Genomic DNA, 26,985 nt, shown 5'->3' on the forward strand with positions numbered 1-26,985 from the left:
ACACGCCGAACAGCCCGGGATCGGCGAGCGGGTTGCGCAGATAGCCCTGCATCGCCGCGCCGGACAGGCCGAGCGCTGCGCCGACGATCGCCGCCAGCACGGCGCGCGGCATCCGCAGCTCGACGATGATCAGCCAGCGCGGATCATCGCCCTGCCAGGCCGACAGCGGCAGCCAAACCTTGCCCGCCATCAGCGACAGCGCCAGCGCCGCGACCAGCGCGACGGCCAGCAGCAGGTTGAGACGCTTCGTCAAAGGGCGCGCCGCGCGCTGGCGAGGTGCGCCACCGCCTCGATGATCGTCGGGCCGCCACAGCGCAGCAGCCGCTCGGGATAGGGGTAGATGGTGATATGGCCGGCCATCTTCTTCAGCGCCGGATGGCCGAGCATCCGGTCATGGCCGCGCGCATCGCCGACCGAGAACAGCAGCCTGGGCGACCGCGCGATGATATATTCGAGCGGCAGCACATCCCAGTTCTTCAAGCCATAGTCGCGGCTCAGATTGTGGAAGCCAGTGCTGCGCAGCAGGTCGCTGGCTAGTGTCTGGTTGCCCGGCACCAGCCCGCCGCCCTGCCAGATCAGCGCCGGCACCGGCGGCCCCTTGCCGCGCGCCGCCGCCACGGCGGCATCGACGCGATCGGGATGGCCGACGGCGGCGGCGATGCGGCGGACCTGGTCGCGGCTTTCGGCCAGCGTCTCCGGGACACCGAGCTGAAGCAGCGCGATGTTCATGCGGGCCAGCGCGGCGATGGTCGCAGGCGCGACGTGGGCGCCGGCGATGACGAGGTCCGGCGCCAGCGCCACCACTTCCTCGGCCGTCCCCGAGGTGGCGGCGAACCGCGCAGCCTGGGCGGCGGGAATCGAGCTGGCGCGGGGGTCCTTGGAATAATGGCTGATGCCGGCAATCTGCCCGGCATCGGCCACATGCATTAGCACGGCGTCAACACAGGGGTTGATCGAGACGATGCGCGGCCCTGCCGCCATCGCCGGCGCTGCCAGCAGCACAAGCAGGGCGCCGGCTAGGCGCATCAGTATTCGACCCCCTTCTGCGCCTTGAAGCCGGCCTTGAACGGATGCTTCACCTCACCGAACTCGGTCACCAGATCGGCGATTTCCAGCAGCTCGGGCTTGGCATTGCGACCGGTGATGCAGATGTGCTTGGTCAACGGACGGTCGCGCATGAAATCGACGATTTCGGCGATCGGCAGCGTGTCCTGCCTGAGCACGATGTTGAGCTCATCGAGGATGATGAAATCATAAGCGGGATCTAGGATCAGCGCCTTCGACCGTTCCCAGGCGGCGCGAGCCGAGGCGATGTCGCGCGCCCGGTCCTGCGTGTCCCAGGTGAAGCCGTCGCCCATTACCTCGAAGGTCAGCAGATCGGGATTGGCCTGGAAGAAGTTCTTTTCACCGGTCTCCCAGCTGCCCTTCACATATTGGACGATCCCGACCTTCATGCCCCAGCCGAGGCTGCGGATTGCCATGCCGAAGGCCGAGGACGACTTGCCCTTGCCGTTGCCGGTATGGACGATCAGCAGGCCGCGTTCGAGCGTATGACGGGCCTGGATCCGCTCCCGCGCCGCCTGAACGCGCTTCATCCGGGCATTGTGGGCGGCGAAATCCGCCTCGGTCTCGCTCATCTGGGTCTCCATTGTCGAAGGGCATCGCCCAGCCGCGCCCGTGCGGCCGCATCGGCGGGCAGGCCGATGCGCAGCCGGCGCCCGTTGTCGGCGAACGGGCGGGTCAGGATAGCCTGGGACGCCAGATGGTGAAACAGGCCGGCGGCCTCTTGCGTCTCGACCAGCCGGAAGCAGGGCGTACCGCCGATGCCGGTCAGCCCGGCCGCGTCGAGCAGCGCGTCGAGCGCGGCCGCCGCCTCGGCCAGCCGGCGGCGCTGGGCCGCCTGCCAGCCATGGTCACGATAGGCAGCCGTGCCGATGGCGATGGCCGGCCCGGAGACCGGCCAGTCGCCGATCGCGTGGCGCAAACGCTTGGCCAGCGCCGGCGGCGCCAGCACGAAGCCCAGCCGCAGCCCGGCCAGCCCGAAGAACTTGCCGAACGATCGCAGCACGATCGTCCCCGGCCGGCCGGCGGCGGCGACGCTCGGCGCGCCGGAGGCATCGGCAAAGGCCTCGTCGACAATCAGCCAACCACCGCGCGCCGCGAGCCGGTCGGCGGCGGCTTCGAGCGCATCGAGCGGCAGGATGGCGCCGTCGGGGTTGTTCGGCCGGGCGAGCACCACCGCATCATGACCATCGACCATCAGTGCCTGAATGACCTTGGCGTTCGGCCAGATGGCGAGATGGCCGGCATAGCCCGGGCCGATGACCGCCGGCGCCTTGGCCCCGAGAAGCGGCCCCAGCAGCCGCATCGCCAGGTCGCTGCCCGGCACTGCCACGGTGCCCAAGGGGTCGACGCCGAACACCGCCGCCGCCGCCGCCTCGAGCGCCGCCAGTGCCCCGGGCTCCGGCAGAAGGGCCAACGTCGCCGGGTCGACGGCTACCGGATAGGCCCAGGGGCTGATGCCGGTCGACAGGTCGATCCAGGCGCGTTCGCCCGGAAATACGACACGCGCCTGCGCCACCCGCCCGCCATGAACGGCAAAATCGGCGAGGCGGGCGGCGCACGGCATCAATAGGCCAGCCGCACCCCGGCATAGCCGGCACGCCCCGGCTGACCGTAGCGCAGCACCGTCTCGTAGCGCTCGTCGAAAAGGTTCTCGATCCGGCCATAGACCGAAATACGGTCCGTAATCGGGAAGGCCGCCCGGATATCGGCGATCACATAGGACGGCACCCGCGTCGTGTTGGCGGCGTTATCGAAGGTCTGGCCAATATGCGTCACCGTGGCGCCGGTCTCGAGCCCGAACGGCCAGCGATAGTCGATCAGCGCGCTTACGCTGTCTGTGGGCCGGCGCACGAGCTGCTTGCCGAAACTGGCATTGCCCGGCGAGCGGTTGGTGGCATGGGTATAGGTGTAATTGGCCTGCACGCGCAGCGCCTCTACCGGCCGCAGGTCGAGGCCGATCTCCACGCCCGTCGCCCGCGCCTGGGCGACGTTGTCATAGGTGCCCGATGGCCGGTCGACGCAGATGCCCGACCGTGGCGCGGGGCAGGAGACGAAGTTGATCAGGTCGGTGGTGTCCCGGCGGAAATAGGTGGCGCTGGCCTCCAGCGTGCCGTCGAGCAGCGTCTGGGTGACTCCCGCGTCCCAGCCCTTCGACCGTTCGGGCGTCAGCCGCTGGTTGCCATATTCGCTCTGCAGCTGGAACAGCGACGGCGCCTTGAAACCCTCGGAGTAGCTGGCGCGGACCGCGGTGCCAGTGGCGGCGAGCGTGTAGACGCCACTGCCGCCGAAGGTGGTCGCGCCGCCGAAACGGTCATGATCATCATGACGCACGCCGCCGGTCAGGGTCAGCCCCTGCGCCAGCGTGGCGACGAGCTGGCCATAGGCACTGTCCAGCCGCGCACGGCCCCTGGTAACCGGGCCGCCATTGCTCGACGTGTTGAACCGCGAGGTCTCGCGCTCTAGGCCGGCAGTGGCCTGCCAGCCATCGACGATCTCGAACACGCCCTGATATTCGAACCGCTCGTTGCGGCCGGCGCTGTCGAAGGTTTGGGTGCCCTCATTGTCGTTGCTGCGCCGCGTGTCGGTCAGCGCGAAGCCGATGCGATTGCGGAAGCGGCCATCGAAAAATGCCGCGTTGATCCCGGTGTAACCGACGATCTCGCGTGTTCTCGACGTTTCCAGCGTGTCGCCAAAGGCAAAGCTCGGCGGGGGGAATCCATCGATACCGACCTCGCCGCGCGAGAACCAGCCGCGCGCGTCGATCGAGATGGCTTCGGACAACGCCAGGTTGAGATTGGCGTTGGCGCCGTAATTTTCGTAGCCGTCGCGCTCGATGCCGCCGCGTGCCTCGCTGAACGCCGAAATGCCGTCGGTGCGGAAATAGCCGGCGCCGGCACTTGCCGACAGCGGGCCGGCCTTGCCCGAGATGTTGGCGACCAATTGTCCGGTGTTGCGGAAGCCATATTCGCCACGAACATTGACGGCCAGCACCTCGGTCGGTGCCCGGGTGATCATGTTGACGACACCGCCGATCGCCTGGCTACCCCAGAGCACCGATTGCGAGCCGCGCAGTACTTCGATGCGTTCGATGTTGCCGACCAGCAGATGGCCGAAGTTGAAACCGCCGCCGGGGGTCGACGGATCGTTGAGCTTGACGCCGTCGATCAGCGCCACGGTCTGATCGCTCTCGGCGCCCCGGATGAACACCGAGGTCGTGCCGCCGATGCCGCCGTTGCGGATGATCGAGACGCCCGGCACCGTGCGCAGGATATCGGCGACGGTCGAGGTCTGACGGCGGCGGAGATCCTCCGAGTCGACGACGCTGATCGACTGGCCGACACGGGCGATCGGCTGCGGCGAACGGTTGGCGGTGACGACGATGGTGTCCGCGGGCGCATCAAGCGCAAACGTGGGGGTGGCAACGGCCGAAAACAGGACGACAACAGAATAACGCATGGAACCTCCTTGTTGAACAAAGGGAGGTCGCACGCGCCCGGGGCACGTCCTTGCTGTCAGCGAAATGGTCGAAACCCTTCACGCGCGCCACCTCCTTCGATGTCGTCACGCGAGGGAATCCCTCGATCACACCAAACACCCCGTTGGCGCAAAGGACCGACCGCGGCAGGCAGGTCTCCTGGCTCCCGGGTCATCACTGTCGCTTCACCTTCCCAGCCGCCCGAGGGCCGCCAGTGGCATCAGAAGCGACCGCTCACCGGTCACAGTTGCGGGCACAGCCCCGGATTACAGGCATAAAACCTGCTCCCGGGTTCCCTATTATTCCCATTTCTGGGAACCTGTCGCACAGGCTCGATATTCGGACCCCGCCGAAAGGGCAAGCGTGACAGTCAAGGACAGCAGCTTTTTTCTGGGGGGCGCCCGCTCGGGCAAGAGTCGCCTCGCCCAGCAGAAGGCCGAAGGCTATGCTGGCGCGCTGGTCTATCTTGCTACCGGCCAGGCCTTCGATGCTGAAATGACCGACCGCATTGCCCGGCACCGCGCCGATCGCGGACCGCGCTGGCGGACGGTGGACTGTCCGACCGACCTGCCCCAGGCGATCATGCGCGAGGGCGTCCCGGGGCAGGTGCTGCTCGTCGATTGCCTGACCTTGTGGGCGAGCAACCTGCTGCTGGCCGATGCCGACATGGCGGCGGCGACCGAAGCGCTGCTGTCGGCGCTCGCCGGCGTCCGCTGTCCGGTGATTCTGGTCAGCAACGAGGTGGGGCTGGGGATCGTCCCCGACAATGCGCTGGCGCGACGGTTCCGGGACGATGTCGGCCGTCTGCACCAGGTGGTCGCCGCGACGGTAGAATCGGTGTTTCTGGTGGTGGCTGGGCTGACCATTCGCGTCAGATAGACTGAGATGGCCCCCGTCACTATTCACCCACCTGCCAATGACGATTGACGAAACAAATCTGTAATCAGCAATAAAAAAGTGCTAATCTATGATCGTACGATCTATTAATAATTATGCTCTTTATAATATTTCATTACTGTCAATACGGGGTTTACCGAAGAAATAATATATGTCACACTTTTATTTGAATGAGTTACGGTTTTGAATTAAGAAATTATAGAGCCAAGTCCTTTAGCTTGCGCCCGCATGGCGTCTTCTATGGGGCAATTATGACCAGTTACAGTGTTGGCTCTGCTCGACAAGAGATCGGCGTCCAGCGTGACGGCCTGTCTCGTCGCGCGCTCGATGCCATCCACAATATGCAATTGAGGTTCGGACGCCGTCGCTTCGGCATGGCGTGCGATCTTGTGTTGTTAATCATTTCGCAAGTTGCATTGCTTCATGTTGTACTGAACTGGAAAAGCATTGACGGGCTGGCAGGCACGATTGCCGCGTCGGTTGTCATCGGGTTCGGTGCGCTCTGGCTGGCCGGCGCCCATCGCCACGTCTGGGGCCGCATTGCCCTTCAGGATGTCGTCGGCCTGCTCTTCGCTGCCATTGTCGTGGCCCTGTCAACGGCGGCCATCGTTGCCCTCCAGGTCGGCGCGGATGCCTTCTCGCGCGTATTGCTGGGCGGTATCGTGATGTACGTCTGCGGCTGGGCGGCGCCCCGGCTGATGATGCGCCTGTGGCTAGAATGGTACAGCGGCCGCACCGTCGGCCCGCCGAGCGCGGTCGAGCCCGTCCTTGTCTATGGCAGCCGGCGGCGTACCGAACAGTTCATCAAGATTGCTGCCGATGGCACCAAATACCGCGTCGTCGGCTTCCTGCACGATGATCCCGGCTTGTCCGGCAAGCGGCTCCACGGCGTCGATTCGATGGGGTCGCTCGCGCATCTCGGCCACGCCCTGGCCCGCCTCAGCGCCAAGCAGCACGAGGTCAAGCGACTGATCATCGCCGGCGACGGCGAACGGCCCGACGAGTTGCAGGCAGCGCTGGATGCGGCCGCCAAGCATGGCCTGCTGCTGTGCCGACTGCCGAGCCTGTTGAGCCTGGTGGAACCGTCGCGGCTCGGCGAGGTCGTCAAGGCGGTGTCGATCGAGGACATTCTTCACCGCGACCAGATTTCGATCAATGACTCGCGGGTCCCGACCACGATTGCCGGCAAGACCGTGCTTGTCACCGGTGCCGGTGGCTCGATCGGATCGGAACTGGTACGCCAGATCGCAACGCACAAGCCGGCGGGCATTATCCTCGTCGAGTCATGCGAATTCAATCTGTACCAGATCGATCTGCAGATGAGCCAGCGGTTCCCCCATGTCGAACGGATCACCGCGCTGTGCGACATCCGTGATCGCGCAGCGATGGCTACTATCTTCGACCGCTATCGCCCGTCGATCGTGCTGCACGCCGCCGCGCTCAAGCATGTGCCGCTGATGGAGACCCATCTCGACCAGGCGATTCTCACCAACATTCTCGGCACCCACAATGTCGCCACGCTGGCCAGTGACTATGGGGTCGAAATCATGACGCTGGTGTCTACCGACAAGGCCGTCAATCCGACCAGCATCATGGGCTGCACCAAGCGATGGGCCGAGATCATCTGCCAGTCGCTCGACGAAGCCCGCGACCATCGCGCCTCGCCCACCCGCTATGCCTGTGTGCGGTTCGGCAATGTCCTCGATTCAGCCGGCTCGGTCGTCCCGTTGTTCCGCCAGCAGATCAACGCCGGCGGGCCGCTGACCGTTACCCACCGGGATATCACCCGCTTCTTCATGACCATCCCGGAGGCCTGCGAGCTGATTCTAGTGGCCACCGCTGCCACGGCGCAGACGCGCCCCAATTCGAGCCAGGTCTTCGTGCTCGACATGGGCGACCCGATTCGCATCGCCGACCTGGCCGAGCGGATGATCCAGCTGCACGGCTTCCGTCCCTATGAAGAGATCGACATTGAATATGTCGGCCTGCGGCCTGGTGAAAAGCTGTACGAGGAACTCGCCCACCGTGACGAGGATCTGATGCCGGCGCCATTCCCCAAGGCCAATCTCGCCCGCGCCCGCGGCTGCAGCCTGGAGACGCTCGACGCCGCGCTGGCGCGTATCCTCCATTGCGCCCGTCACGGCAATGAGGCGGACATGGAAGAGGCACTGCGCGAGCTGGTGCCCGAATTCAGCGGTCGCCCGCGCCGTGCGCCGGCCCGACCCGTCGTCGAGGCGCTGGCCGCGGCCTCCTGAGCTTGATGTCGTCCACCGATCTGTCAGGCCGGAACCGCCCGCTGCTGATGTTCGCCATTCCCGAGCTAGCCTCGGGGGGGCCGGACCGGGTGATGGCGGAGTTGCTGCGCGACCTGCCGCGAGACCGCTTTCGCCTGGCGCTCGTCGTGTCACGCGCCGGCGGGCGTTATTTCGATCAATTGCCGGCGGACGTCGACGTGTTCGTCCTCGATGGCGGCCGCTATCCAGTGCGCGCGCTGGCAAACCTGATCGATCGGGTGCGGCCGGCGCTGGTGTTCACCACGCTGCGCATGAACCTGACCGCCGAGCTGGCCACCTGGCTCCAGCGGCACCGGCCGCCGCTGGTCGTCCGCCAGGCCAACGCCATCGCCGCCGATTTCGCCGTGCTCAGGCAGCGCTCACTGGTCAAGCACCGAATCGCGCACTGGCTGGTGAAGCGTGCCTTCACCCGCGCCGATGCCGTTGTCGCCCAGTCGATCGACATGGCGGACGAGATTGCGCCGACCCTGCGGCGGGGGCAGCGACTGGCGACGATCGGCAACCCGATCGACATCGACGCGACCAGGGCGCTGGCCCGGCAGCAAGCCCGGACCCACTTGCCGGGACAGCCGGCGCTCATCGGCGTCGGCCGGCTGGCGCGACAGAAAGGCTTCGACCTGCTGATCACTGCGATGCCGGCGATCCTGGCCGAACACCCGGATGCCGCGCTGACGCTGGTCGGCAGCGGCGAGGAGCGGGAGGCGCTGCTGGCGCTGGCGGAAACCCATGGCGTCAGCGATTGCGTTCATCTTCCCGGCCAGAGTGAAGGCGTGCTCGCCACCATCGCCGCAGCCGATCTGTATATTTCGTCGGCGCGCTACGAAGGCTTCAGCAATGCGATGCTCGAGGCGATGGCCATGCGCACGCCCGTGGTCGCCACGCCATGCCCGGGTGCAACGCGCGAGATGATCATCGATGGCGAGACCGGCATCCTTGCAGACGCGATGACCCCGGAAGCTATCGCCGCGGCCGTGCTTCGCGCGCTGGCGGCGGATCCGGTACGGCTTACGGCAGGGGCCGAGCGCCACGTCCGGGCGCTCTATGCTCCGTCGGTGATAGTCGGCCGCTATGCCGGGCTGTTCGAGGCCCTGCTCTCCCCGACCCAGTCGGCGAGCAGCGCCTCATATTCGGCCGGCGTGCCGCAGAATATGACGTCGCTGGCTTCGACGATCTCGTAACCGACAATCAACCCCTTGCCGATCAGGTGGTTGTAGAGCGGCGCGACATAGAGTTCCGGCGCTTGGGGCGACAGAGTCTCGGCTTTCAGCGCGGCGCGGAAATCATCGGCGCGCGCGAAATGATAGAGTCCGGTGCAGCACAGGTCCGAAATCGGACGCTTTTCGGCGGTTTCCGCCGCGATCTGAGCAACGGGATCGGACGGCCGGACATAGGACCAATTGTCCCCGCTGCCACGAAACACCTCGAGATAGCCATCGAGCATGGCCATCCGCGCGGGCTCCGGGTGGCGGAAGCCGGGCCGGAAGGTGTCGATGTTGAAGATGGTGATCGGCACGTCCCCGGCGATGCCGGCGGCATCGAGGCCGCGCGCCACGGTTTCGGCCTGGCCGGCGGTCTCCTCGGCGAGGATAACGATCCGGGCGTCGGCAATACCCAGCGCCGCCGCGTGATCGCGGATGAAAGCCTCGACGCCGCCGGTTTCCCGCGCGACGAACAGGAACGGTGTGTGGGCGAAATAAGCCTCGAAGCTGCGCAGCGAATGATCGAACGCGGTCATGCCGCCAATTTCGAGCATGTATTTCGGCCGTTCATAGCCGGCCAGCAGGAAGCGGCGGCTGAGGCCGGCCATGGGAATGACGATCATTGGTTCACCCGTAAAAGCGCATGAAGAGTTGGGCCCCGTTGGCGAAGAACGCCCGCTGGCGGCGGGGGTCTTCGCGGTGGAGCGGGATCATCGAAAAGAACAAGGTGATCATCGTGGCGATCACCGCATCGCTGTCGAAGGCGATGCCGTCGACCGATTGCTCGAGAAACTGATGTTCGAGCGCATCCTTGACCGGGTCGGCCGGCAGAGTCAGCTCGACATTGCCGGCGCTGTCGTCAAGCCGATACTGGCCGCCGAGGATCTGGTCGTAGCGGCCGATGATGCTGTGGGCGAGCTTGGCGAGATCATAGCGGGTGTCGCCATAGGCGCTGGCCCGGCCATCCTCGACATAACCCCGCGGATCGATGACGCAGATCCGCTGGTTGCGGCTGTTGTAGAGGATGTTCGAGAAGCAAAGGTCGCCGTGCATGATCGACGGCGGGCGCGGCGGCGCGGCGGCGATCCGGGCGAACAGCTCTTCGAGCATCCGTGACGGCGCCGGGCAGGCCTGGCCACCAATCCGCCGCTCGGCATCAAGGGCCGGCAGCACATCCCGCGCCGCTTCCAGCCGCGCCCTTGTCTTCTCGATGCCGAGCGTTGCCAGCGACGTGCTGACACCCTCGCCACGGCACCGCGTCTCGGCCTCGACGAAACCGGTCATGGCGCCGAGGATGCGCTGCCAGCCGCGCGCGTTGAGGCGCGACAGGTAGATTTCGGCAACGGTCGGCAGATAGGCATATTCGGTGGCATAGCCGTCGCCGGTACGGCTGCTGTCATCCTCGATCAGCCGTGCCGAATAGAGCTGCAGGCTGGCCGGCAGCGTCCGCAGCCAGCTTGCCTCGGCCGCCATCTTGAAGCGCTGGTCGCTCGACTTGTGGACGACGCCATCGGTAATCCGCAGCGAATTGAAATGCCGCGAGGCGGCAAGATGATGGCGCGAGCGGAAGAAGGTCTGGAGGTGGCCGAAATCCAGCCAGCCGGCCATCGCCACCGCGGCGACCTGGCGGCGGCGGGCATAGGCATCGAGGGCGGCGACGAAACTGTCATCGGCGTCGACCAGGCAGCGCAGCAGCAGCGCCGGATCGGAGAAGCGGAAGGCGCCAGAGAGGATCGAGCCGGGCTGCGGATCACCGACCGGGACCTCGTTCGCCACCGAGGCGACACAACCGTCGACGACCGACACCGTTGCCCAGTGATAGCCGTCGCTCGCCTCGCCGATCGACATCGCGTCCTCGACCGCAGCCGGCAGGCAATCGATCAGCGTATCGCCGTGGATGATCTCGATCGGCGAATCCTCGCTGATCGCGGCGATCAGTTTGGCCACCGAGCGGCCGAGCGACAGCCGCGGGTCCATGGCGACGATCTCGACGCCGGCTGCGGCCAGCCGGCCGGTCTCGATCGGATCGACGACGAAATCGTCAGGCAGGCTGAGGATGGTCCGCGACGCCGTGGCGCCGAGTCGCTGGAGCTGATGATGGATCAGCAGCGAGCCGCCGACCGGCAGGAAGGCCGGCGGCACCCGGCCGAACTCGGCCTGAAGCTCGGCGCCGACATAGGCGCCCGATGTCAGAAGACGGATCATCAGGAAACCTTGTCGGGCGACTTGATGCCAACCAGCGCCCGGATCTCCGGCAACGACAACGCGATGAATTCGGCAGGCCGGATCGCCCGGTCATCGACATAAAAGCCATCCTCGCCGCACCAGGGCTTGCCGATGATCAGCTCGTCATAGGGAATATCGTGCTCGGCCAGCCAGTCGACGATCACCGGAACGGTATTCGCGGTGATCTTGCCGATCGAACCGGCGAAGGTGCGCATGTTGCGCGCCGAATGAATGACGATCTCGAAGCCGGCATCACGATACTCGCGAAGCCGAGCGACGATCTCGAGATTGGGCAGCTTGTCGGCATAGTCCGCCGCCGAGCTGCCGAGCGTGATGGTATCGTCCAGATCGATGACGATCCGCGTCACACGAGCCATCAGCGCACGCCAGCCGCGGCCGCGCCGGGAGCCCGCGCCAACTGGGCGGCCCAGCGCCGTTTCTCGCGATCGTAAAGGCGCGCCGCGACCTTGGAGCCGGTCTCGCCGAGCGCCAGCAGCAGGCGCAGCTTGGCGATGGTCGGCGACCGCCGGACCAGCGCCGGATAGGTGGCGCGGCCGAAATCGAGGCCCCGCCGGGCGTCGCGGCGATTACCCTCGGCGACCAGCTTGAGGCCGCGCAGCCCGATATCCTGTTCGATGAACGCCTCGGCGAGGTCGGCAGGCTTGAGACCGGCGCAGGCCAGCACCGACGGGGGCGTATCGAAGCTCGCGACATAGTCGTCGACGATATGCTTGAGCGCGCCGGCCTTGGCCTGCTGGGCGTTCTGGTTGGTGGCATGGACACGGTAGCGGAACAGCGGCGCGTCGACGAAATAGGCGTCATTGGCGACGCTGAGCAGCTTCCAGGCGAAGGCCTTGTCCGGGTTCATCAGCCGGCCGCCGCCATAGCCCTCGACCGCTTCGTAGAGCTCGCGGGGATAGCAGGTGGTGAGGAAATGGAAGGGCACCCGCATCAGCTGCAGCGACCGCCGCAGCAGCGGCGCCGCCGCCACCCGCCACACCGGCGCGCCGACAGCCTCGCTGAGCGCCGGCTCGAGCGTGGCGTCGGCCCAGAGCTTGGCATCGAGCTTCGAGGCGGCGCCGTCATCGCCGGGACGGCCTTCGCCATCGACGATCGACTGGGCCGAGGAGAAGATGGCGCCGCGATGCCGGTCACCGAGTGCCGCGGCCAGGCGGTCATAGGCAACCAGCCCCTCGGGCGCGATCAGATCGTCCGAAGACAACAGCAACAGCCGGTCGCCGCACGCATCGCGGGTGGCACGATCGAGATTGCCGGCGAAGCCGACGTTGAAACGGTTCTGGACAAGCGTGATCCGCGAATCGCCAATGCCGCGCACAACATCGACCGAGTTATCGGTGCTGGCGTTGTCGGCGACGATCACTTCGAGATCGACAGGTTGATTGAGCGCACTGCCGATCGTCTCGGCGACATAATGGCCGTAGTTATAATTTGGTATGCAGATACTAAATTTCATCTTGTCCTCATGTTTTTTCTCGTATGAAACGACAAGCCTGATTTATCAGTAAAGGTCTGATCGTATTAACGATAAGTAATAATTATGAATGTATTGCTTATGTGTCAGATGTAATTGCTAGGGATGATGATACGCGCATATAGAAGCGTGATATTATCAACGACAAGACAATCATGATTGCCTTTAATATTTTTTGATTGTTGAGATATTATTAACTTTTTTGCCCGCGGTTCAGCATGGGGTTCATGTCGACATGACAGAGGTTTTCGAGACCGTGCAATGGTAAGAGCTTGGCGGCAGGCAGAGACGCAAACCGCTGGCGCCATGGCCCCTCAAAGCCCGTTGGCGATTCCACAGGGTGATACGAGGGCGAACCAGATCGCAGTCTGGATCGTGGCGGCCTATCTGTTTGCCAAGATGTTTTACATCTCGAAGGGCGGCTCGGCCCAGCCGGCCGATGCCATGCTGTGCGCACTCGCCTTCTTCATCGTTCCGCCCAAGAGCATGCTGGAACTGTTCAAAGCGGAAGCGGCGCTGGTCGCACTGGTTGTCTGGATCGCCCTGGTCAATCTTTTCTGGTTCATGACGACTGACGACAAGAGTTTCCTGCCGTCTATCCTCTATTATGTGTTCAACCTGCTGATCGTTATAACTTTCTTTGGCGTGCGAAATCGCAACCCGGCACTTTTCGACCGGGTCATCTGCAACGCCATTATCCTTGCTGTCGCCGTGGAAACGGCGGTTGTGCTGTACCAGCGTCTGTCCGGAGTCAGCGCATTGCGCACGGTCGGCACCTTCAAGAATCCGAACCAATTGGCCTATTGGGGCGTGGTCATGCTCAGCCTGTTCGTGATGCTGCGCCGTAACCGCCTTCGCCGCAGCGACCTGCTGGTCATCGGTGGGGGCATCTTCTGCGAATTCGCTTCGGCATCGCGCGCCGGCCTTGCCGCGCTGTTCGCCTTGCTGGTGGTCTGGCTGTATTTCGCGCTGGAGACGGGACGCAAACGGATCATTGCCTGCCTCAGCGCTGTCGCCCTGGGTGCCCTGCTCACCTTGTCGCCGGCGATGGAAGGCGGCGTCGCGTACGGCGCCGGGGAAAGTGCGGTGGGTACCCGCTTGAACGAGGATACTGAAGTTTCCCAATTCGACGAACGGCAGTACAACAGGATTATCGATTTTTACGAGTATACGATATTCGGCGCCGGCGAAGGTTATCTGTCTCGCTTCAACGCGGATAGTGAGTTCAAGCTCGAAATTCATTCAAGCTTCGGAACGATGTTGTTTTCTTACGGAATTCCGGGATTCGCTCTGTTCATGCTGCTTCTTTTCGGCGTTTTTCGAAGGCTGCCTATATCGCTTGGCGTCTACCTAGTTCCCAGCTTGCTCTACGGTGTGACACATCAAGGTCTGCGATTCACGCTGTTCTGGGCCTTCATTGGTGCGGCAATTTCAATTGGCCGCGAGCGTAAGCCGGCGACGGAGGCACGTCCAATCATTCGGCTTCACAAGCAGCACCAGACACGAGGACCGGACCATCTACGCGCGCTAGCAAGTACTCGAATGTCAACGCCGCGTAGCCGTCCTCCAGCACGTGGCGCTCCGTAACGCTGCGTCAGGCATGAAACGAACTAAAAGCGGGAATTTGCAGCGGCTTCAGCTTCCCGGCACCTGCCAATACGAACTCGACTGCGGCAATCCGTAGCGAGCATCAAGTCCCTTTCACGCGCTGAACCGACCTTGCGGTGATCCGGCGGTTCAACCAAGCCATCATCCGTAGCTCGACATGCGTGTAGATCAGCCAGGCGACGACTACGCTGACGACGATCGCGGCCATGAAGAACAGATAGGGGCTGGAAACACCAACACGCTGCCAGGCAATGGCAAATAGCGTCAGCGTAAATCCGTGCGATAAGTAAAGTGAGTAGGAGGCATCGCCGCCGGCGAGCATCGTGCGATAGACTCGACCCGGATTGGCGGGCGGCGGCAGCAGGACAAACGCCGCACACACCAAGGCGGCGGGAACCCCGAGGGCGACGAAGCGGCCCAGAGTGTACAGCGCCTGGAATTGATGGGATGCGACTAGCCCGGACACACCGACCACCAACAATGCCAGGGCTGCTGCCGGCGAGAGGCGCAGGCCCCCGCCATGAAGCTTGGCCAGACCGACGCCGAGCAGGAAATCGAGAACGATGGACGACGTCCAGAATTCCAGCGCCGGCCAGTCGGGTGGGACCAGCCAATGGCTGGCAGTGAGCACAACCAACGCCGCCACGACGAACATTTCGCCGCGTCTCCGGTGCAGCGTCAGCGCCGCAGCGAAAACGAGATAGAAGACAAACTCATAGTTGAGCGTCCAGCCACTGCTCAGAACCGGAACGATGTTTCCGTCAGCCCGAGGCCAGGGAAAGAAAACGAAGGATGCGGCCACGTGGCGGACGTCGAAGTCCGCATGGTTCATCTGATTGCTGAAGCCGAGCATCGCCAGCAAAATCAACGCCGTGAAGAGCCAGTAGAGCGGCACGATACGGATCAACCGCCGTCGCAGGAACTCGCGCCAATAGCCGGGCTCACCGAACCGGTCACGCGACAGATGGTACATGATGAACCCACTGACCACGAAGAACATGTCAATCCCGACAGGGAAATAGATGGGCTTGAAGTCGACCAGCCAGCCGCTTTCGAGAATGCCACGGTCGCGCGTCTTGAACTGGAGATGCTCGATGACGACGAGCAGCGCGGCGATGAAGCGTACCACCTGGAGATTGGGTACGAATGCCGGACGTTGCGCCCGGTGAGCGCCGACAGCCGCATTATCGGGCACCGAAGCCGGCCGCGCATTGCCGAGCGGGACAGCCACTCCCGAGTCGGTCATCGCGTCTGTCCCGTCTGGAGCAAGCGGCGCGTCGTGCCTTCTAGGACGAGGGCGGTCAGCTGGCCGCTGCGATAGGCGCCGGTGTCGATGCCGATGCGGTTATGCCTGATCTCAACCGCGTCGCTGATATTATGACCATGGACAACAACGACGCCATGGTCGCGGTCATCATCGAGGAATGGCTGGCGAATCGAGAGAAGATCGCGACGGTCCTGCCTGGCCAGCGCCACGCCGGGGCGGATGCCGGCGTGGACAAAGAGATAATTGCCGATAATCACCTGATCTTCCAATGCATTGAGAAAATCGCGGTGGGCGGGAGGAATGCGGGAAAGGGCATTTTCGAGAACGATTCCGCCGGCGGCGACTTCGCGCCGGCTCAGTCCGTAGCTTTCCAGCGTCTCGTACCCGCCGAATTCGATCCATTCGGCCATGACGCCGAAATCGCCAGCAAGGATGGATGCCATGGCGTCCTCGTGATTGCCGGCGAGAAAACGCCATGAGGCATGGTCCGGCAGCGGCGAGACCAGCCGTTCGAGGACGGCGGCCGATTGCGGCCCGCGGTCGATATAGTCGCCAAGAAAAATGACCTCGTTGCGCGTCGTCGCCTCCGCGCAATCGGCAGCGACCAGCGCCAGCAATTCGTCGAGCAGATCAAGCCGGCCGTGGATGTCACCAATAGCATAGACCCGCACGCCGTCCGGAACTGCCGGCGGCGACGGCGGCGGGGCGTGACGCTTGCGGCCGAACCAGCGGAACATGGTCAAGCTGCGGTCGCCACATGCATGACCTTGGCGACCGCAGCAGCGCTGTCGTCCATGTCGGCCTCGTCCAGCGTCGGGTGGACCAGCAGGCTGAGGCTTTCAGCGGCCAGTCGCATGGCGCCGGGCAGACGCTGGGCCGGGCCGATGGCGGCATCGACAAAGGCCTTTTCGAGATAGATTTCGCTGCAGCTGCCGGTGAAACAGGGGGTGCCCTCGGCCGTCACCGCCTCGGCGATGCGCTGGTTGGTCCAGCCGGGAGCCAACTGGTCGGGGCGGGCGAAGAAATAATATTTGTAATAGGCATGCCCGATGTGGCTCGGCGGCGTGGCCAGCCGCAGCCCGGGCAGGCCGGAGAGGCCGGCATCGAGGCGCGCCGCATTGGCCTGCCGCTGCGCCTTCCATGCCGGCAGCTTGGCGAGCTGGAGGCGGCCGATCGCCGCCTGGATCTCGGTCATCCGCCAGTTGGTACCAAAGCTTTCGTGCAGCCAGCGGAAGCCCGGCGCATGGGTCCGCTCGAACACCGCCGCAAAGGATTTGCCATGGTCCTTGAACGCCCACGCGCGGCGAAACGCCCGTTCGTCATGGAGCACGAGCAGGCCGCCTTCCCCGGCCGTGCTGAGGATCTTGTCCTGGCAAAAGGAGAAGGCGCCGGCGTGACCGAAGGTGCCCACGTGGCGGCCGTCGATGGTCGCACCATGCGCCTGGGCGCAATCCTCGATGACGATCAGCCCGTGGCGCTCGGCCAGCGCCATGATCGCCGGCATGTCGCAGGGCCAGCCGGCGAGGTGCACGGCGATGATCGCCCGCGTCGCCGGGGTGATGCAGGCGGCGATGGTCTCGACGGTGATGTTCTGGGTGACCGGATCGACATCGGCGATCACCGGCACCGCGCCGCGCATGACGACGGCACTCGCCGAGGCGATGAAGGTGCGGGTCGTGGTGATGACCTCGTCGCCGGGCCCGATGCCGAAGGCGACGAGCGCCAGTTCGAGCGCCAGCGTGCCGTTGCCCAGCGCGATGGCATGCGGCACGTCCAGCACGGCGGCATACTCCGCCTCGAACGCCCGGACTTCGTGGCCGGTCCACTGGTTGACCTTGCCGGAGCGGAGCACCGAGGCCGCAGCCTCCACCTCATCTTCGGCATAATGGGGCCAGGGCGCTAGGGTGCGAGTGCGAAGTGGCTGGCCGCCGTCGATGGCTAGGGTCGCGAGCATGAAGATGATCCTGTTGAGAGCGTGGCCGGGACACCCGAAACACATGATCCGTCGGCCACTGGCCGGATCACGACGGCACCCGCACCGACGACGCAGCGCTCGCCGATAACGATGCCGGGAATGACGGCGGCGCCAACGCCGATGAGCGTGCCATCGCCGACGCGCACCCCGCCGCAGAGCCGGGCGCCGGGGCCGACATGGACGGCGTCGCCGAGGACACAATCATGGTCGACCGAGGCGCCGGTGTTGATGATGGCGCCGCGCCCCAGCCGAGCCTCGGCATTGACGATGGCGCCCGGCGCCAGAAAACAGCCAGGCTCGATGATGGCGCTGGGCGAGATGACCGCGCTCGGATGGATCACGGTCGCCAGTGCAAGCCCCTGTTCGCTTGACCAATCGATCATCGCCCGCCGCGCCCGGTTGTCCCCGACCGCCGGGACCAGCGGCACGTCCGGATGCGCGCGGGCATAGTCGCGGCCGCCGACCACCTCTATGCCGAGCAAGCGGCGGCCAAGGCTGGCGGGTGCATCATCGAGAATCGCGATGACGGCATCGGGCGACGTGGCGCGGATCGCCTCGATCACCACCTTGGCATGGCCGCCAGCACCGAAAACGAAGAAGTCCGTCACTGGTCCGGTCCGTCGCCGGTAAATACCGGCATGGTCTGTTCGCCGCTGGCATCGACATTCGAGCGGCGCAGCACCAGGCCGACGGTGGCGGCGAGGATCTCGAAGTCGAGGCGCAATGACTGGTTGTCGACATACCAGACATCGAGCGCGAACTTCTCGTTCCAGCTGATGGCGTTGCGGCCGCGCACCTGGGCAAGGCCGGTCAGGCCCGGCCGCACCTCATGGCGTCGGGCCTGGGTGGGAGAATAGAGCGGCAGATAAGAGGTCAGCAGCGGCCGCGGGCCGACAAGGCTCATGTCCCCCACCAGCACATTCCACAGCTCTGGCAGCTCATCGATCGACGTGGCGCGCAATATCCGCCCCAGGCGGGTGATCCGCGCGGTGTCACTGCTGTCGGCGCCGGCGCCTGTCGCGACCGTCATCGTGCGGAACTTGACGATTCGGAAGATCCGGCCGCGCAGCCCCGGGCGCGGCTGGCGGAAGAAGACCGGGCGGCCGTCGGTGATCAGGATCGCCGCCGCCACGGCGAGCAGCAGCGGCGACAGCGCGACCAGCCCGGCCAGGGAGGCAAGGATATCGATGGCGCGCTTCATGCCGCCAGCCCCATGCCGCCGACCATGTCGGCGTTGACCTTGATGACGTCGTAGCGGTCCCGCGCATAGCTGAGGCTGGCGGCGGCCATCCGCTCGGTGGTGGCGCGGTCGCCGAGCGCCTCCAGAATCGCCTCGGCGAGCGCGGCAGGATCATGGGCCGGCACCAGGAAGCCATTCCAGCCGTTGCGCACCGTTTCGCGGCAGCCGGGCACGTCGGTGGTGACGATCGGCCGGCCAGTCGCCAGCGCCTCGAGCACGGTGCGCGGCGTCCCCTCATAATAGGAAGGCAGGCAGAACAGCGTGCAGGCGGCGAGCGCCGGCCGAACGTCGTCGAGCGCGCCGAGATATTCGATCACGCCTTCCTTGACCCAGCCTTCGACCTCGGCCCGCGAGATCGCCACCGGATTGGCATCGTCGAACCAGCCGGCGAGGCGAAAGGTGATTCGCGGATCACGGCGGCGGACGATCCGGGCAGCGGCGACATAGTCGAGGATGCCCTTCGCCCTGACCAGTCGGGCGATCAGCAGCACGACCCGGCCTTCAGGCAGCGGCACCGGCAGGAAGCGATCGAGATCGATGCCCGACCCGCTGACGACGATACTGCGCTGCGCCGGCGCCATCAGCCGCAGCCGCCGCAGTGTCGCCTCGTCATCGGGGTTCTGGAAGATGACGACATTGGCGCCGCCCAGCGCCGCCCGGTACAGCGGCGAGATCGCCAGCCGGATCATTCGCGCCCGCAGCGATGGACTTTCAAAGACATAGCCCAGCCCGGTCAGCAATGCGGTCCGATGCGGCACCCGTTCCAGCCGCGCTGCCAGCGTGCCCAGCACCACCGGCTTGATCGTGTAGCTGAGGATATGATCGGGCGCGATGCCGCGGATAAGCCGGCGATAGGCCGCCAGCGCCCTGAGATTGGCCAGCACGCCGGTACCGGTTCGATCGATCGGCGTATCATGGGCGGTGACGATGGATGCCAGCTCCGACGCGCCGACCAAGGCCCGTGCATCGGGTGCGGCGACATGTACCTCATGGCCGAGCGCTACCAGCGATCGGATCAACGGCCCGCGAAAATTGACGAGCGACGGCGCGAACGACGCGATCAGCAAAACTTTTGTCAATATCTTCCCCTATAAACAGCGTCATTCACAAGGTGAAAACCTATAGAAGCTAAGTCTGTCCCCGGCCCGCTCTGCTGTGAATCGCGGCAGCCGACACCATCGCATCTAACCGAGGAATCGATATGAAATTGCAAACCAATCTCCTCGCCGCTGAAGAGGCATCGAGGATTTATGGTCGGCGCGGCGGACGGCGCCTGCTCCACGCAATATTGCCGACGGGCGCCTATGACTGGCTGCGCGGCTTCCGGCTTCGCTTCAATGCGTCCGATCTTGGCCGCCGCTGGCACAGCTTCGAAGCCAGCATGCTCGCATTGACCGCGCGCAGCGGCGTGCTGTCCGGGCTGCATTACACGCTGTTCTCCCGCGAGTTCGATCGCGAACATCGCGCCGTGCTCGCTGCGAGGGCGCGCCATGTCGCCGATGTCTATGCCGGCCGCGGCAACCTCTACATGCTGCGCCGCAATGTCCACCGCATTGAGAAGGGCCTGATCATGAAGCCGGCCCGGCCGCTGTTCGCGCTCGCAATGATTGAAGAAACCGTCCGCGCCTTCGGCGACTGCCTGGCCAGCGCCCACCGGGACCAGCAGGATATCGTCTCCCTGCAATGGGCAGACCAGATCCTTCAGGAATATTTCGGCCGCGTCACCGACCACCCGATCGTCGCCCGGGCCCGTACCGCCTATGACGCAGTGATCGCCCGCGAGGCGCAGCGACTGACCGACGACCGCAGCCGCTTGCCGTTCAAACGCGAGATGCCGGCCGGCCTGCCGACCATCGAGGCGATGGAAGCGATGGCGCTGCACCGCCGCTCGGTCCGCTGGTTCGACCAGCGGCCGGTGCCCCGCGAAGTCATCGACCGCGCCGTCGATGTCGCCGGCTACTCGCCGACCGCCTGCAACCGTCAGCCCTTCCGCTTCGAAGTGTTCGACACGCCGGAAGCCGTGGCGCGCGTCGGTGCCATCCCCAAGGGCACCCCAGGCTGGCTGCACCAGATCCCGTGCTTCATCGTCATCGTCGGCAAGTTCGAGGCATTCCGCTTCGAGCGTGACCGGCACATCCCCTATATCGACGGCTGCCTGGCGGCGATGTCGCTGATCTATGCGCTTGAAGCCCAGGGCGTCTCCAGCTGCTGCGTCAATTTCCCGGACTATGCCGACACCGAGCGCCGGATGGCCGAGACACTCGGCCTGCCGGCCTGGGAACGCGCGGTGATGTGCCTGGCACTCGGCTACCCCGACGACAATGAGCGGGTGCCCTACTCGCAGAAGCTGCCGGTCGAGACCCTGCGACGCTACAATCACTTCGCCACCACGGACTGAGCTTCGATCCCGAGCGCGGCGAAGGCGGCATGCAGGCTCGTCTGCAGATGCCGCCGCGCCGCGTCCCGGCATGCCGTCTGCGTCGCCAGCGCGGCATCGCGATCGGCGCGAATTTCGGCGATCCGGTTGACGATCGCATCCTGCCAGCCCTCGGTGCCGAGCCTGATCGGCAGGCTGGTGAATCCGGCCTGGCGGAAGAAGCCGGTCAGCTTGAACGTGCCTGATTCGACCGGCACCACGACGCTGCCGGCGAGGATCGCCAGCACGCAGGTATGCAGCCGGCTGCTGACCACCACGTCGAAGGTGCCCAGCAACGCCATATATTCGCGATAATCGGCGCGCTGGCCAACGGCGGTCATCTGTCGGTCGTTGAGCAGGGGTCCCCAGAAAGGCTCATCCGTCGACCATTCGTTGCTGGTCAGCACCGGACGGTGACCGGACGCGATCAGCCGGTCGAGCAGCGCCAGCCAATCGTCTTCGAGCCCGGCCTGATGGACCTGGAGGCCGTTGATGGCGAGCGCCATCGGCAGCCGCTGCGCCGGATCGGTGGTCGGCGGCGACGGCGGCGTCAGCAACGCACCATCGGGCAGCACCAGCGGCGACCGACGACCACCGGCAGCGGCATATTCGGTGCGGCTCTCACTGTCGCGCAGCTCGAGCAGGTCACACTGGTCGAGGACATGGGCCGCAAGCGTGCGGACGGTGGGGTCGGTGACCTCGAAGCTCAGATTGACCATGGCGGTGGGGATGCCCAGCAACTGCGCGCAGCGGACATCGAGCAGATAGGCGATGGCGGTATCGGTGGCATCGGACTGGAACTCGCCGGCCGGATTGACGACAACCAGCGCCGATCCCGGAAACAATGCCAGCCGTTCGAGATAGGCGCGCTTGGCCAGCCCCAGGCCGGCAAGCCGGCTGCGCAGCGACAGCAAGCGGCGCAGGCGGCGAAAGCGCACAACCTGCCGGATTCGGGCATCGTGACGGATTTCGTCATTGATCGGCGGCTTCGGCGCGGGGTTGCGCGGCAGTTGCGCGATCAGTCCCTGCGCCACCTTGTCGAAGGCAGCCACGGGGTCGGTGGCGGCCGCGAACGTGCTGGCCCGGTAGCGCTTGAGATAGGCAGGCGCGCGCTCGACCGGGCGTACCGCATGGTCGGGATAGCATTGCTTCAGCAAATCGCGCCAGGCGACCGACAACGCCTGGTTGCCCTGGTTCTGGGTGACGGTCTTGGTGACAAGGATGATATCACGCGCTGTCGCGCCAACGTTCGCCATGACCCGGTCCTACGGCTTGACTGCGAGACGCACGCCACGATTGACATAATGCAGCCAGGGCAGGTCAGTGCCGAAATATTCGTCCACCGCTTTCCGTGATCCGGCCCATATCCCATAATCATCGATAATCACAACGCCACCCCGCTGCAGGCGCGGGTACAAGATCTCCAGCTCAAGCTTGGTGCTTTCGTAGAAGTCGGTATCGAGGCGAAGAATACTGATCTTCTCGGGCAGGTTTGCTTCATCGAGCAATGTATCTTCGACACGGCCCTTGACCAGCTTGACCGGATCCTGACCGACGCTTGCGTGCCACGCCGCCATGACGTCCTCGATCGGCACATAGCACCAGTCCGTCACATTACCCTTGTTAAGGGACTCGAATTTCTTCTGCGCGTCGACTGCAAATCCGGGCTTGACGTCATTGGCAGTTGGCGCGGTCATCCCGGCGAAAGTGTCATAGCCCCAGATGATGCGGTCGGTGCCAAGCTGCTGGCGCATCAGGCCGGCGATGATCAGGTTGCCGCCTTTCCAGACGCCGCATTCGACGATGTCGCCAGCGATACCTCGACGCTCAACCTCCTTGATTGCCTGGATGAATGCCCACTGGGCGACGGCACTCGTCGACGTATAGCGGGATGCCACTTCGATAACCTTTCGCTCAGCCGCCGAGGCATCAGGGATGAGCCAACCTGCATCGTTGAGGGTGGGAGACAGCTTGGTACCCAGATTGACCAGCTTCTTCGAAACGAATGCGCGCATCAGAGTCTCCCTGTTTGCAAATATGAACTGTGACGCCAAAGGCGGCGGAGTAGATCGACGCGACGGATGGGCCAGGCCAGGACGCATGATGGCCGCCGCGACAGGCGAAGCTGATGTCGAATGTTCACGTCCTAGGCCGGGTGACGGGGATCAGCGCGAACGACGTCGCAGGAGATACAGCCGGCTTGGCATGCCCATAAGGAGTAGGCCCCCGCGCCCGGCGCCGACGCGGCAGCGCTGGCTCGAGCAGCAGGCCACAACTGACAGCAAAAATCGCCGAAATCGCCGCTGTCCTCAAAGGATAGTCGACAAGGCTGTGGATGAGGACAACGGCAACCGTGACCGCCGCCACCCGTGGCACGGCGCCGGCATTGTCCGCGCGAGGCCGCCAGCCAGATCGCACCGCGCCGACGAACCACCACAGGAACGCCAACAGCATCAGCACGGCCGGCAAACCCCCGGTCAGCCACAATTCGATATAATCATTATGGGCGTGGTTGATGTAGTTCGCCCCGAGATTGGCTTCGCCACCGACCAGCCGGAAAACGGAATCAAAACTGCCGAAGCCCGTGCCGAACGGAAACACATCCCAGCCGGCGTCGGCGGTGACGCGCGTGGCCACCAGCCGAGTTTCTTCTTCGGTGAACTCGCCCATCTTGGCTGCAAAGCGTGTCATCCATGGCCCGAACACGACGGCGGCCAGAATGACGGCGCAGAGCACGGCGGCGGCAATGATCAGACGCACCGGGCTCTCGCCGCTATGCGCCCGCATCCGCAGGCCGATGCTGGTGATCAGCACCGGTATCGCCAGACCGAGACCGGCCCGCGAACCGGCAGCCAGCAGGCCGATGAGCAGGATCGCCAGCAGGCCGGACGACAGGAAATCATGCGACGACCAGCCGGGCGTCTGGATCGGTGGCCGCTTGCCCGCCTTGGGGAACTGCAGGGTCAGCGTAGGCAGGGCTACCAGCAGCAGCGTGGCAAGATGATTGCGATTGGCGAAGAAGCCTACACCATGGCCAATGTTGGTGATCTCATAGAGATAGAAGCTGCGCGACGCATATTGGGCAATTGCCAGCAGCGATGAGACAATCGCGACAGCCAGCACGGTCCAGCCGATCCAGACCCGATGCTCGGGCTCGAGCGTCATTACCGCCAGCAGCAGCGCCATCGCCGGCAGCAGCGCCAGCCAGGAGGCCAGGGTGGCGCCCGCGTCAAGCGAGAGCGGTAGCCATGGCAAGGGTATATCGAGGGCGTCGAACCCGTCGGCAACCGTGTCCCGGGCCGGCAGGCTGCGCCACAGGTCCGGTGCCATCGGAATCAGCTGCAGCAGCGGCAACACCATGATCCCGGCGGCGACCGCGAGCATCGCCCGGTGGCGGTCATCGAGGCCAGTGCCGATCAGGCGCACCAGGGCAAGCGCACCCAACATGATGGCGCCGATTTGCAAGGCAAGATTGGCCAGAATGCCGGCCGCACTCGCCCCGCCCAGCAGGATACACATGGCAAGATAGCCGCATACGACCGTCCGGTAGCCCCGCTCGCCGATCATGAGCTGGGCGTCTCGATGCGCTCGAGCATGACACTGCCGATGGCGGCCGTGCCCAGTTCAGTTCGTACCTGCGGAACATAGGCAAGCCGCAGCGTGGCGACCGGGCAGAGCGCGGGCACGGCAATGGCGACGCTCGCGGGCCGTCCGCTCCACACGCCGTTGTCGATCGCCAGGCTGCCAAGTTCCGCCCGGGTCCGATCGCAGACCAGCCGCCAGGCCAGCCCGTCGACGGTCCCGGCTTCGGGGACGCCGGTGGTCGAAAGCCGGTAAGTGCCCGGCACGAGGATCATCTTCTGGGTCGCCAGCGTCGCCGGCTCCCCCCCGAAAATCTGCACGGTCAATCGGCCGTCGACACCGAGCGGATCGACCTGGGCAAAGCCGGACGCCGTGCTGGCGAACTCCCAGTTGAACGGCGGCGGCCCGGCGGCGCCGCGAAAATTGGCATCGAACACCTTGTTGTCCGGATCAGACACGGCGCGCGGCGCAAACCGCGTGTAGAGGCTCCAGGCGCTGGCATGGTGGCCGCGTGCCAGCGCCGTGGTGACGATGCGACTCAGCTGGGCATCGCTGAGACTGAAACCGCGAAGGCCGCCCAGCTCATGGATGAGCTCGTAAAAGGCCGGCGCCACGGCAGGCTGCCGCGGCGCTGCATCGAGAAAATCCGCTTTCCAGATGGGGTTACGCGCCAGGGCCGCGGCAATCGCCTGGCGGCCGGCGGGTGCGCCGACCAGCGGCACGATCACCGAAACAAGCCCGCGTCGCAGCGACGGCCGGATACGCATCACCGCGTCGAGCTGAACCACAACATCGGCGAACCGCGCATCGCGGAGATATCGTTCAGCCAGCCAGAGCCGGACGCCGACATTGCGCGGATTGCGCAGCAGGGCACGCTCGTACTGCCCTGTTGCCGTAACGACCTCGCCGCGCGCCGAGGCGTCCCGCGCTGCGACGATGAAAGGCAAGGGGGACAAAGGCTGGGCGGCGAGAACCGCACGGGCTTCCTCAGCCAGTGCAGGCTCAACCGGCGCGGGCGACGCCTGCGAAAATGCAGGTCCGAGCGCGCGCTGCAGCCTGGCAGCCGGTCCGCCAGACAGACCGCGCGACGCTGAATAGACAGCGGTCGCCGTCAGCCCCGCCGCCACCACGGCAAGCGCCAGCCGCCCTCCCCCCCGGCTGGCGAGTGCCGGGCTCCCGATGCTCATGCGGCATCTCGGTCGTCGAACGTGATGCTGCGCTCCTTGGTGGCGGGCTTGCCTTCACGAAGCTTGGGGTTGCCGTAATTGCCATAGCCGCCGTAGCCGCCATAGCCGTAGCCGCCATAGCCGAAGCCCGAGAGACGGACATTGTACATCGTCAGCAGACCACCGAGGATCTGGGCGTCAGCCCCCTCCAAGCGGGCGATGGCGCGGCGCGCCGCAAGCCGCCGCGTCCCGGCTTCCACGGTGAAGATCGTCCCTTCCGCCAGCGCCGACAGCAACGGCGAATCCGCCAGACCGAGCACCGGAGGACCATCGAGGATGATCATGTCGAACCGCTCCTGCAGCATGGCGAGCACCTCGGCGGTGCGTGGGCTTGCCAGCAGCTCAGCCGGGTTGGGGGGCACGGGGCCGGACGGTAGCACCGAGAGATTGTCGGTATTGGTGGCGAATATCGCGCTGTCGATGTCGTTCGACCCTGCCAGCAGATTGGAGATGCCGAACTTGTCGTCGCGCGCCACCGTCAGTGTCGGCTGGCGCATGTCGAAGTCCACGAGCAGCACGCGCCGTCCGGTACGGGCGAAGGAGATCGCCAGAGCAAAGGCACTGGTCGACTTGCCTTCGCTCTGCTTGGTGCTGGTGATCAGCAAGGTCCGGGGCGCCCCGTTCGACGTTCCGAACTCGATGGCGGTTCGCGTCGACAGATAGGCTTCGGCAATCGGCCCCTGCCCCGCCGAAACCTTGTCCACCACCCGTTCCCCGGCCGGCAGCTTGGGGATGGCGCCCAGCAGCGGCATCCGAAGCTTCTTCTGGATGTCGTCGGGGGTCTTGATCGAATCGTCCATGAATTCGCAGATGAATGCGGCCAGCAGGCCGAGCACGATACCGAGCAGCAATCCGGCGCCGAGGTTGAAGGCCACATTTGGCCGGATGAGCGGCGCGCCGCGCGCGTCGTCGACGAGCGACACATTGCTGGCGTCGGTGCCCTGGGCCACGTCGACCTGCTTGTAGCGTTGCAGCAAGGCATCGAAGAACTGGCGGTTGGTGTCGACCTCGCGGCGCAGGATG

Annotated in this window: 25 protein-coding genes and 1 riboswitch; of the genes, 5 read left to right on the top strand and 20 right to left on the bottom strand. The window is 65.1% G+C overall.

The window, feature by feature from the left end; all coding sequences use genetic code 11:
• The 5 genes from ACTIFJ_RS09340 to ACTIFJ_RS09360 form a co-directional block, all read right to left on the bottom strand.
• Positions 1-253: iron chelate uptake ABC transporter family permease subunit (locus tag ACTIFJ_RS09340; RefSeq protein ID WP_439533837.1), on the bottom strand; the 253-nt coding region annotated here is incomplete at its 3' end.
• The gene (locus tag ACTIFJ_RS09345; protein ID WP_439533838.1) at positions 250-1,026 is read right to left on the bottom strand and encodes an ABC transporter substrate-binding protein; all 777 of its coding nucleotides are present in this window, start codon (positions 1,024-1,026) and stop codon (positions 250-252) included. The genes ACTIFJ_RS09340 and ACTIFJ_RS09345, both read right to left, overlap by 4 nt.
• The gene (cobO, locus tag ACTIFJ_RS09350) at positions 1,026-1,637 is read right to left on the bottom strand and encodes a cob(I)yrinic acid a,c-diamide adenosyltransferase (RefSeq protein WP_439533839.1); all 612 of its coding nucleotides are present in this window, start codon (positions 1,635-1,637) and stop codon (positions 1,026-1,028) included. The genes ACTIFJ_RS09345 and cobO overlap by 1 nt, the downstream gene beginning before the upstream one ends.
• Positions 1,634-2,629: an aminotransferase class I/II-fold pyridoxal phosphate-dependent enzyme gene (locus ACTIFJ_RS09355; protein ID WP_439533840.1), complete on the bottom strand. Its 996-nt coding sequence runs from the start codon at positions 2,627-2,629 to the stop codon at positions 1,634-1,636. The genes cobO and ACTIFJ_RS09355 overlap by 4 nt, the downstream gene beginning before the upstream one ends.
• Positions 2,629-4,521: a TonB-dependent receptor plug domain-containing protein gene (locus tag ACTIFJ_RS09360; protein ID WP_439533841.1), complete on the bottom strand. Its 1,893-nt coding sequence runs from the start codon at positions 4,519-4,521 to the stop codon at positions 2,629-2,631. The genes ACTIFJ_RS09355 and ACTIFJ_RS09360 overlap by 1 nt, the downstream gene beginning before the upstream one ends.
• A 151-nt stretch (positions 4,522-4,672) precedes the next feature.
• A riboswitch (cobalamin riboswitch) is annotated at positions 4,673-4,878 on the bottom strand.
• Positions 4,879-4,903: 25 nt separating this feature from the next.
• Between ACTIFJ_RS09360 and cobU the strand changes: the two genes are divergently transcribed.
• The 3 genes from cobU to ACTIFJ_RS09375 all read left to right on the top strand — a co-directional run bounded on the left by cobU (position 4,904) and on the right by ACTIFJ_RS09375 (position 8,909).
• Entirely contained in the window at positions 4,904-5,419 is a 516-nt protein-coding gene (gene cobU, locus ACTIFJ_RS09365) for a bifunctional adenosylcobinamide kinase/adenosylcobinamide-phosphate guanylyltransferase (RefSeq protein ID WP_439533842.1), read from the top strand.
• Between the two features lie 434 nt (positions 5,420-5,853).
• Positions 5,854-7,692 carry a polysaccharide biosynthesis protein gene (locus tag ACTIFJ_RS09370; RefSeq protein WP_439533843.1) on the top strand — a complete coding sequence of 613 codons (1,839 nt, stop codon included), beginning with the start codon at positions 5,854-5,856 and terminating at the stop codon, positions 7,690-7,692.
• A 5-nt stretch (positions 7,693-7,697) separates the two neighbouring features.
• Complete coding sequence (locus ACTIFJ_RS09375) at positions 7,698-8,909, top strand: glycosyltransferase (RefSeq protein ID WP_439533844.1); 1,212 nt, start codon at positions 7,698-7,700, stop codon at positions 8,907-8,909.
• Here ACTIFJ_RS09375 and ACTIFJ_RS09380 read toward each other — a convergent pair.
• From ACTIFJ_RS09380 to ACTIFJ_RS09395, 4 genes are read right to left on the bottom strand one after another with little or no spacing between them, the layout of a single operon-like run.
• Positions 8,798-9,553, bottom strand: a complete 756-nt coding sequence (locus ACTIFJ_RS09380; protein WP_439533845.1) for a glycosyltransferase family 2 protein — start codon at positions 9,551-9,553, stop codon at positions 8,798-8,800. The two genes, ACTIFJ_RS09375 and ACTIFJ_RS09380, sit on opposite strands and share 112 nt — an antisense overlap.
• Positions 9,554-9,557: 4 nt before the next feature.
• Positions 9,558-11,135 (bottom strand): phosphotransferase, encoded by a 1,578-nt coding sequence (locus ACTIFJ_RS09385; protein WP_439533846.1) that lies wholly within the window; start codon positions 11,133-11,135, stop codon positions 9,558-9,560.
• Positions 11,135-11,533 carry a capsular biosynthesis protein gene (locus ACTIFJ_RS09390; RefSeq protein ID WP_439533847.1) on the bottom strand — a complete coding sequence of 133 codons (399 nt, stop codon included), beginning with the start codon at positions 11,531-11,533 and terminating at the stop codon, positions 11,135-11,137. The genes ACTIFJ_RS09385 and ACTIFJ_RS09390 overlap by 1 nt, the downstream gene beginning before the upstream one ends.
• On the bottom strand, positions 11,533-12,630 hold the full coding sequence (locus ACTIFJ_RS09395) for a glycosyltransferase family 2 protein (protein ID WP_439533848.1): 1,098 nt from the start codon (positions 12,628-12,630) through the stop codon (positions 11,533-11,535). The genes ACTIFJ_RS09390 and ACTIFJ_RS09395 overlap by 1 nt, the downstream gene beginning before the upstream one ends.
• A gap of 324 nt (positions 12,631-12,954) precedes the next feature.
• Between ACTIFJ_RS09395 and ACTIFJ_RS09400 the strand changes: the two genes are divergently transcribed.
• Positions 12,955-14,235: a hypothetical protein gene (locus ACTIFJ_RS09400; RefSeq protein WP_439533849.1), complete on the top strand. Its 1,281-nt coding sequence runs from the start codon at positions 12,955-12,957 to the stop codon at positions 14,233-14,235.
• A 103-nt stretch (positions 14,236-14,338) separates the two neighbouring features.
• Here the strand turns inward: ACTIFJ_RS09400 and ACTIFJ_RS09405 are convergent, their stop codons facing one another.
• From ACTIFJ_RS09405 to ACTIFJ_RS09430, 6 genes are read right to left on the bottom strand one after another with little or no spacing between them, the layout of a single operon-like run.
• Positions 14,339-15,502, bottom strand: coding sequence for an acyltransferase family protein (locus tag ACTIFJ_RS09405; RefSeq protein WP_439533850.1), 1,164 nt, complete (start codon positions 15,500-15,502; stop codon positions 14,339-14,341).
• Positions 15,499-16,260: a metallophosphoesterase gene (locus ACTIFJ_RS09410; protein WP_439533861.1), complete on the bottom strand. Its 762-nt coding sequence runs from the start codon at positions 16,258-16,260 to the stop codon at positions 15,499-15,501. The genes ACTIFJ_RS09405 and ACTIFJ_RS09410 overlap by 4 nt, the downstream gene beginning before the upstream one ends.
• A gap of 2 nt (positions 16,261-16,262) precedes the next feature.
• A complete protein-coding gene (locus ACTIFJ_RS09415; RefSeq protein ID WP_439533851.1) occupies positions 16,263-17,477 on the bottom strand; it encodes a DegT/DnrJ/EryC1/StrS family aminotransferase in 1,215 nt (404 codons plus the stop codon).
• A complete protein-coding gene (locus tag ACTIFJ_RS09420; protein ID WP_439533852.1) occupies positions 17,462-18,106 on the bottom strand; it encodes an acetyltransferase in 645 nt (214 codons plus the stop codon). The genes ACTIFJ_RS09415 and ACTIFJ_RS09420 overlap by 16 nt, the downstream gene beginning before the upstream one ends.
• On the bottom strand, positions 18,103-18,699 hold the full coding sequence (locus ACTIFJ_RS09425; protein WP_439533853.1) for a sugar transferase: 597 nt from the start codon (positions 18,697-18,699) through the stop codon (positions 18,103-18,105). The genes ACTIFJ_RS09420 and ACTIFJ_RS09425 overlap by 4 nt, the downstream gene beginning before the upstream one ends.
• Positions 18,696-19,817 (bottom strand): glycosyltransferase family 4 protein, encoded by a 1,122-nt coding sequence (locus tag ACTIFJ_RS09430; protein ID WP_439533854.1) that lies wholly within the window; start codon positions 19,815-19,817, stop codon positions 18,696-18,698. The genes ACTIFJ_RS09425 and ACTIFJ_RS09430 overlap by 4 nt, the downstream gene beginning before the upstream one ends.
• A 122-nt stretch (positions 19,818-19,939) precedes the next feature.
• Between ACTIFJ_RS09430 and ACTIFJ_RS09435 the strand changes: the two genes are divergently transcribed.
• A complete protein-coding gene (locus ACTIFJ_RS09435) occupies positions 19,940-21,136 on the top strand; it encodes a nitroreductase family protein (RefSeq protein WP_439533855.1) in 1,197 nt (398 codons plus the stop codon).
• Here ACTIFJ_RS09435 and ACTIFJ_RS09440 read toward each other — a convergent pair.
• The 5 genes from ACTIFJ_RS09440 to ACTIFJ_RS09460 form a co-directional block, all read right to left on the bottom strand.
• Positions 21,115-22,410: a polysaccharide pyruvyl transferase family protein gene (locus tag ACTIFJ_RS09440; protein ID WP_439533856.1), complete on the bottom strand. Its 1,296-nt coding sequence runs from the start codon at positions 22,408-22,410 to the stop codon at positions 21,115-21,117. The two genes, ACTIFJ_RS09435 and ACTIFJ_RS09440, sit on opposite strands and share 22 nt — an antisense overlap.
• 9 nt (positions 22,411-22,419) lie before the next feature.
• Complete coding sequence (locus ACTIFJ_RS09445; RefSeq protein ID WP_439533857.1) at positions 22,420-23,169, bottom strand: TylF/MycF/NovP-related O-methyltransferase; 750 nt, start codon at positions 23,167-23,169, stop codon at positions 22,420-22,422.
• A gap of 124 nt (positions 23,170-23,293) precedes the next feature.
• Complete coding sequence (locus ACTIFJ_RS09450; protein WP_439533858.1) at positions 23,294-24,721, bottom strand: O-antigen ligase family protein; 1,428 nt, start codon at positions 24,719-24,721, stop codon at positions 23,294-23,296.
• Positions 24,718-25,923: a hypothetical protein gene (locus ACTIFJ_RS09455; protein ID WP_439533859.1), complete on the bottom strand. Its 1,206-nt coding sequence runs from the start codon at positions 25,921-25,923 to the stop codon at positions 24,718-24,720. The genes ACTIFJ_RS09450 and ACTIFJ_RS09455 overlap by 4 nt, the downstream gene beginning before the upstream one ends.
• The coding region (locus ACTIFJ_RS09460; protein WP_439533860.1) for a polysaccharide biosynthesis tyrosine autokinase at positions 25,920-26,985 on the bottom strand (1,066 nt) is incomplete at its 5' end. The genes ACTIFJ_RS09460 and ACTIFJ_RS09455, both read right to left, overlap by 4 nt.

This window comes from Polymorphobacter sp. (assembly GCF_051860865.1).
Taxonomy (GTDB): Bacteria; Pseudomonadota; Alphaproteobacteria; order Sphingomonadales; family Sphingomonadaceae; genus Sandarakinorhabdus.

Bases quoted from the DNA above. Each gene is read 5' to 3' on its own strand.
- ACTIFJ_RS09455 (WP_439533859.1), bottom strand. From the start codon at position 25,923: ATGAGCATCGGGAGCCCGGCACTCGCCAGCCGGGGGGGAGGGCGGCTG.
- cobO (WP_439533839.1), bottom strand. From the start codon at position 1,637: ATGAGCGAGACCGAGGCGGATTTCGCCGCCCACAATGCCCGGATGAAG.
- ACTIFJ_RS09400 (WP_439533849.1), top strand. From the start codon at position 12,955: ATGGCCCCTCAAAGCCCGTTGGCGATTCCACAGGGTGATACGAGGGCG.
- ACTIFJ_RS09415 (WP_439533851.1), bottom strand. From the start codon at position 17,477: ATGCTCGCGACCCTAGCCATCGACGGCGGCCAGCCACTTCGCACTCGC.
- ACTIFJ_RS09440 (WP_439533856.1), bottom strand. From the start codon at position 22,410: ATGGCGAACGTTGGCGCGACAGCGCGTGATATCATCCTTGTCACCAAG.
- ACTIFJ_RS09345 (WP_439533838.1), bottom strand. From the start codon at position 1,026: ATGCGCCTAGCCGGCGCCCTGCTTGTGCTGCTGGCAGCGCCGGCGATG.
- ACTIFJ_RS09405 (WP_439533850.1), bottom strand. From the start codon at position 15,502: ATGACCGACTCGGGAGTGGCTGTCCCGCTCGGCAATGCGCGGCCGGCT.
- ACTIFJ_RS09410 (WP_439533861.1), bottom strand. From the start codon at position 16,260: ATGTTCCGCTGGTTCGGCCGCAAGCGTCACGCCCCGCCGCCGTCGCCG.
- ACTIFJ_RS09390 (WP_439533847.1), bottom strand. From the start codon at position 11,533: ATGGCTCGTGTGACGCGGATCGTCATCGATCTGGACGATACCATCACG.
- ACTIFJ_RS09450 (WP_439533858.1), bottom strand. From the start codon at position 24,721: ATGATCGGCGAGCGGGGCTACCGGACGGTCGTATGCGGCTATCTTGCC.
- ACTIFJ_RS09375 (WP_439533844.1), top strand. From the start codon at position 7,698: ATGTCGTCCACCGATCTGTCAGGCCGGAACCGCCCGCTGCTGATGTTC.
- ACTIFJ_RS09435 (WP_439533855.1), top strand. From the start codon at position 19,940: ATGAAATTGCAAACCAATCTCCTCGCCGCTGAAGAGGCATCGAGGATT.
- ACTIFJ_RS09355 (WP_439533840.1), bottom strand. From the start codon at position 2,629: ATGCCGTGCGCCGCCCGCCTCGCCGATTTTGCCGTTCATGGCGGGCGG.
- ACTIFJ_RS09360 (WP_439533841.1), bottom strand. From the start codon at position 4,521: ATGCGTTATTCTGTTGTCGTCCTGTTTTCGGCCGTTGCCACCCCCACG.
- ACTIFJ_RS09385 (WP_439533846.1), bottom strand. From the start codon at position 11,135: ATGATCCGTCTTCTGACATCGGGCGCCTATGTCGGCGCCGAGCTTCAG.
- ACTIFJ_RS09425 (WP_439533853.1), bottom strand. From the start codon at position 18,699: ATGAAGCGCGCCATCGATATCCTTGCCTCCCTGGCCGGGCTGGTCGCG.
- ACTIFJ_RS09395 (WP_439533848.1), bottom strand. From the start codon at position 12,630: ATGAAATTTAGTATCTGCATACCAAATTATAACTACGGCCATTATGTC.
- ACTIFJ_RS09445 (WP_439533857.1), bottom strand. From the start codon at position 23,169: ATGCGCGCATTCGTTTCGAAGAAGCTGGTCAATCTGGGTACCAAGCTG.
- ACTIFJ_RS09380 (WP_439533845.1), bottom strand. From the start codon at position 9,553: ATGATCGTCATTCCCATGGCCGGCCTCAGCCGCCGCTTCCTGCTGGCC.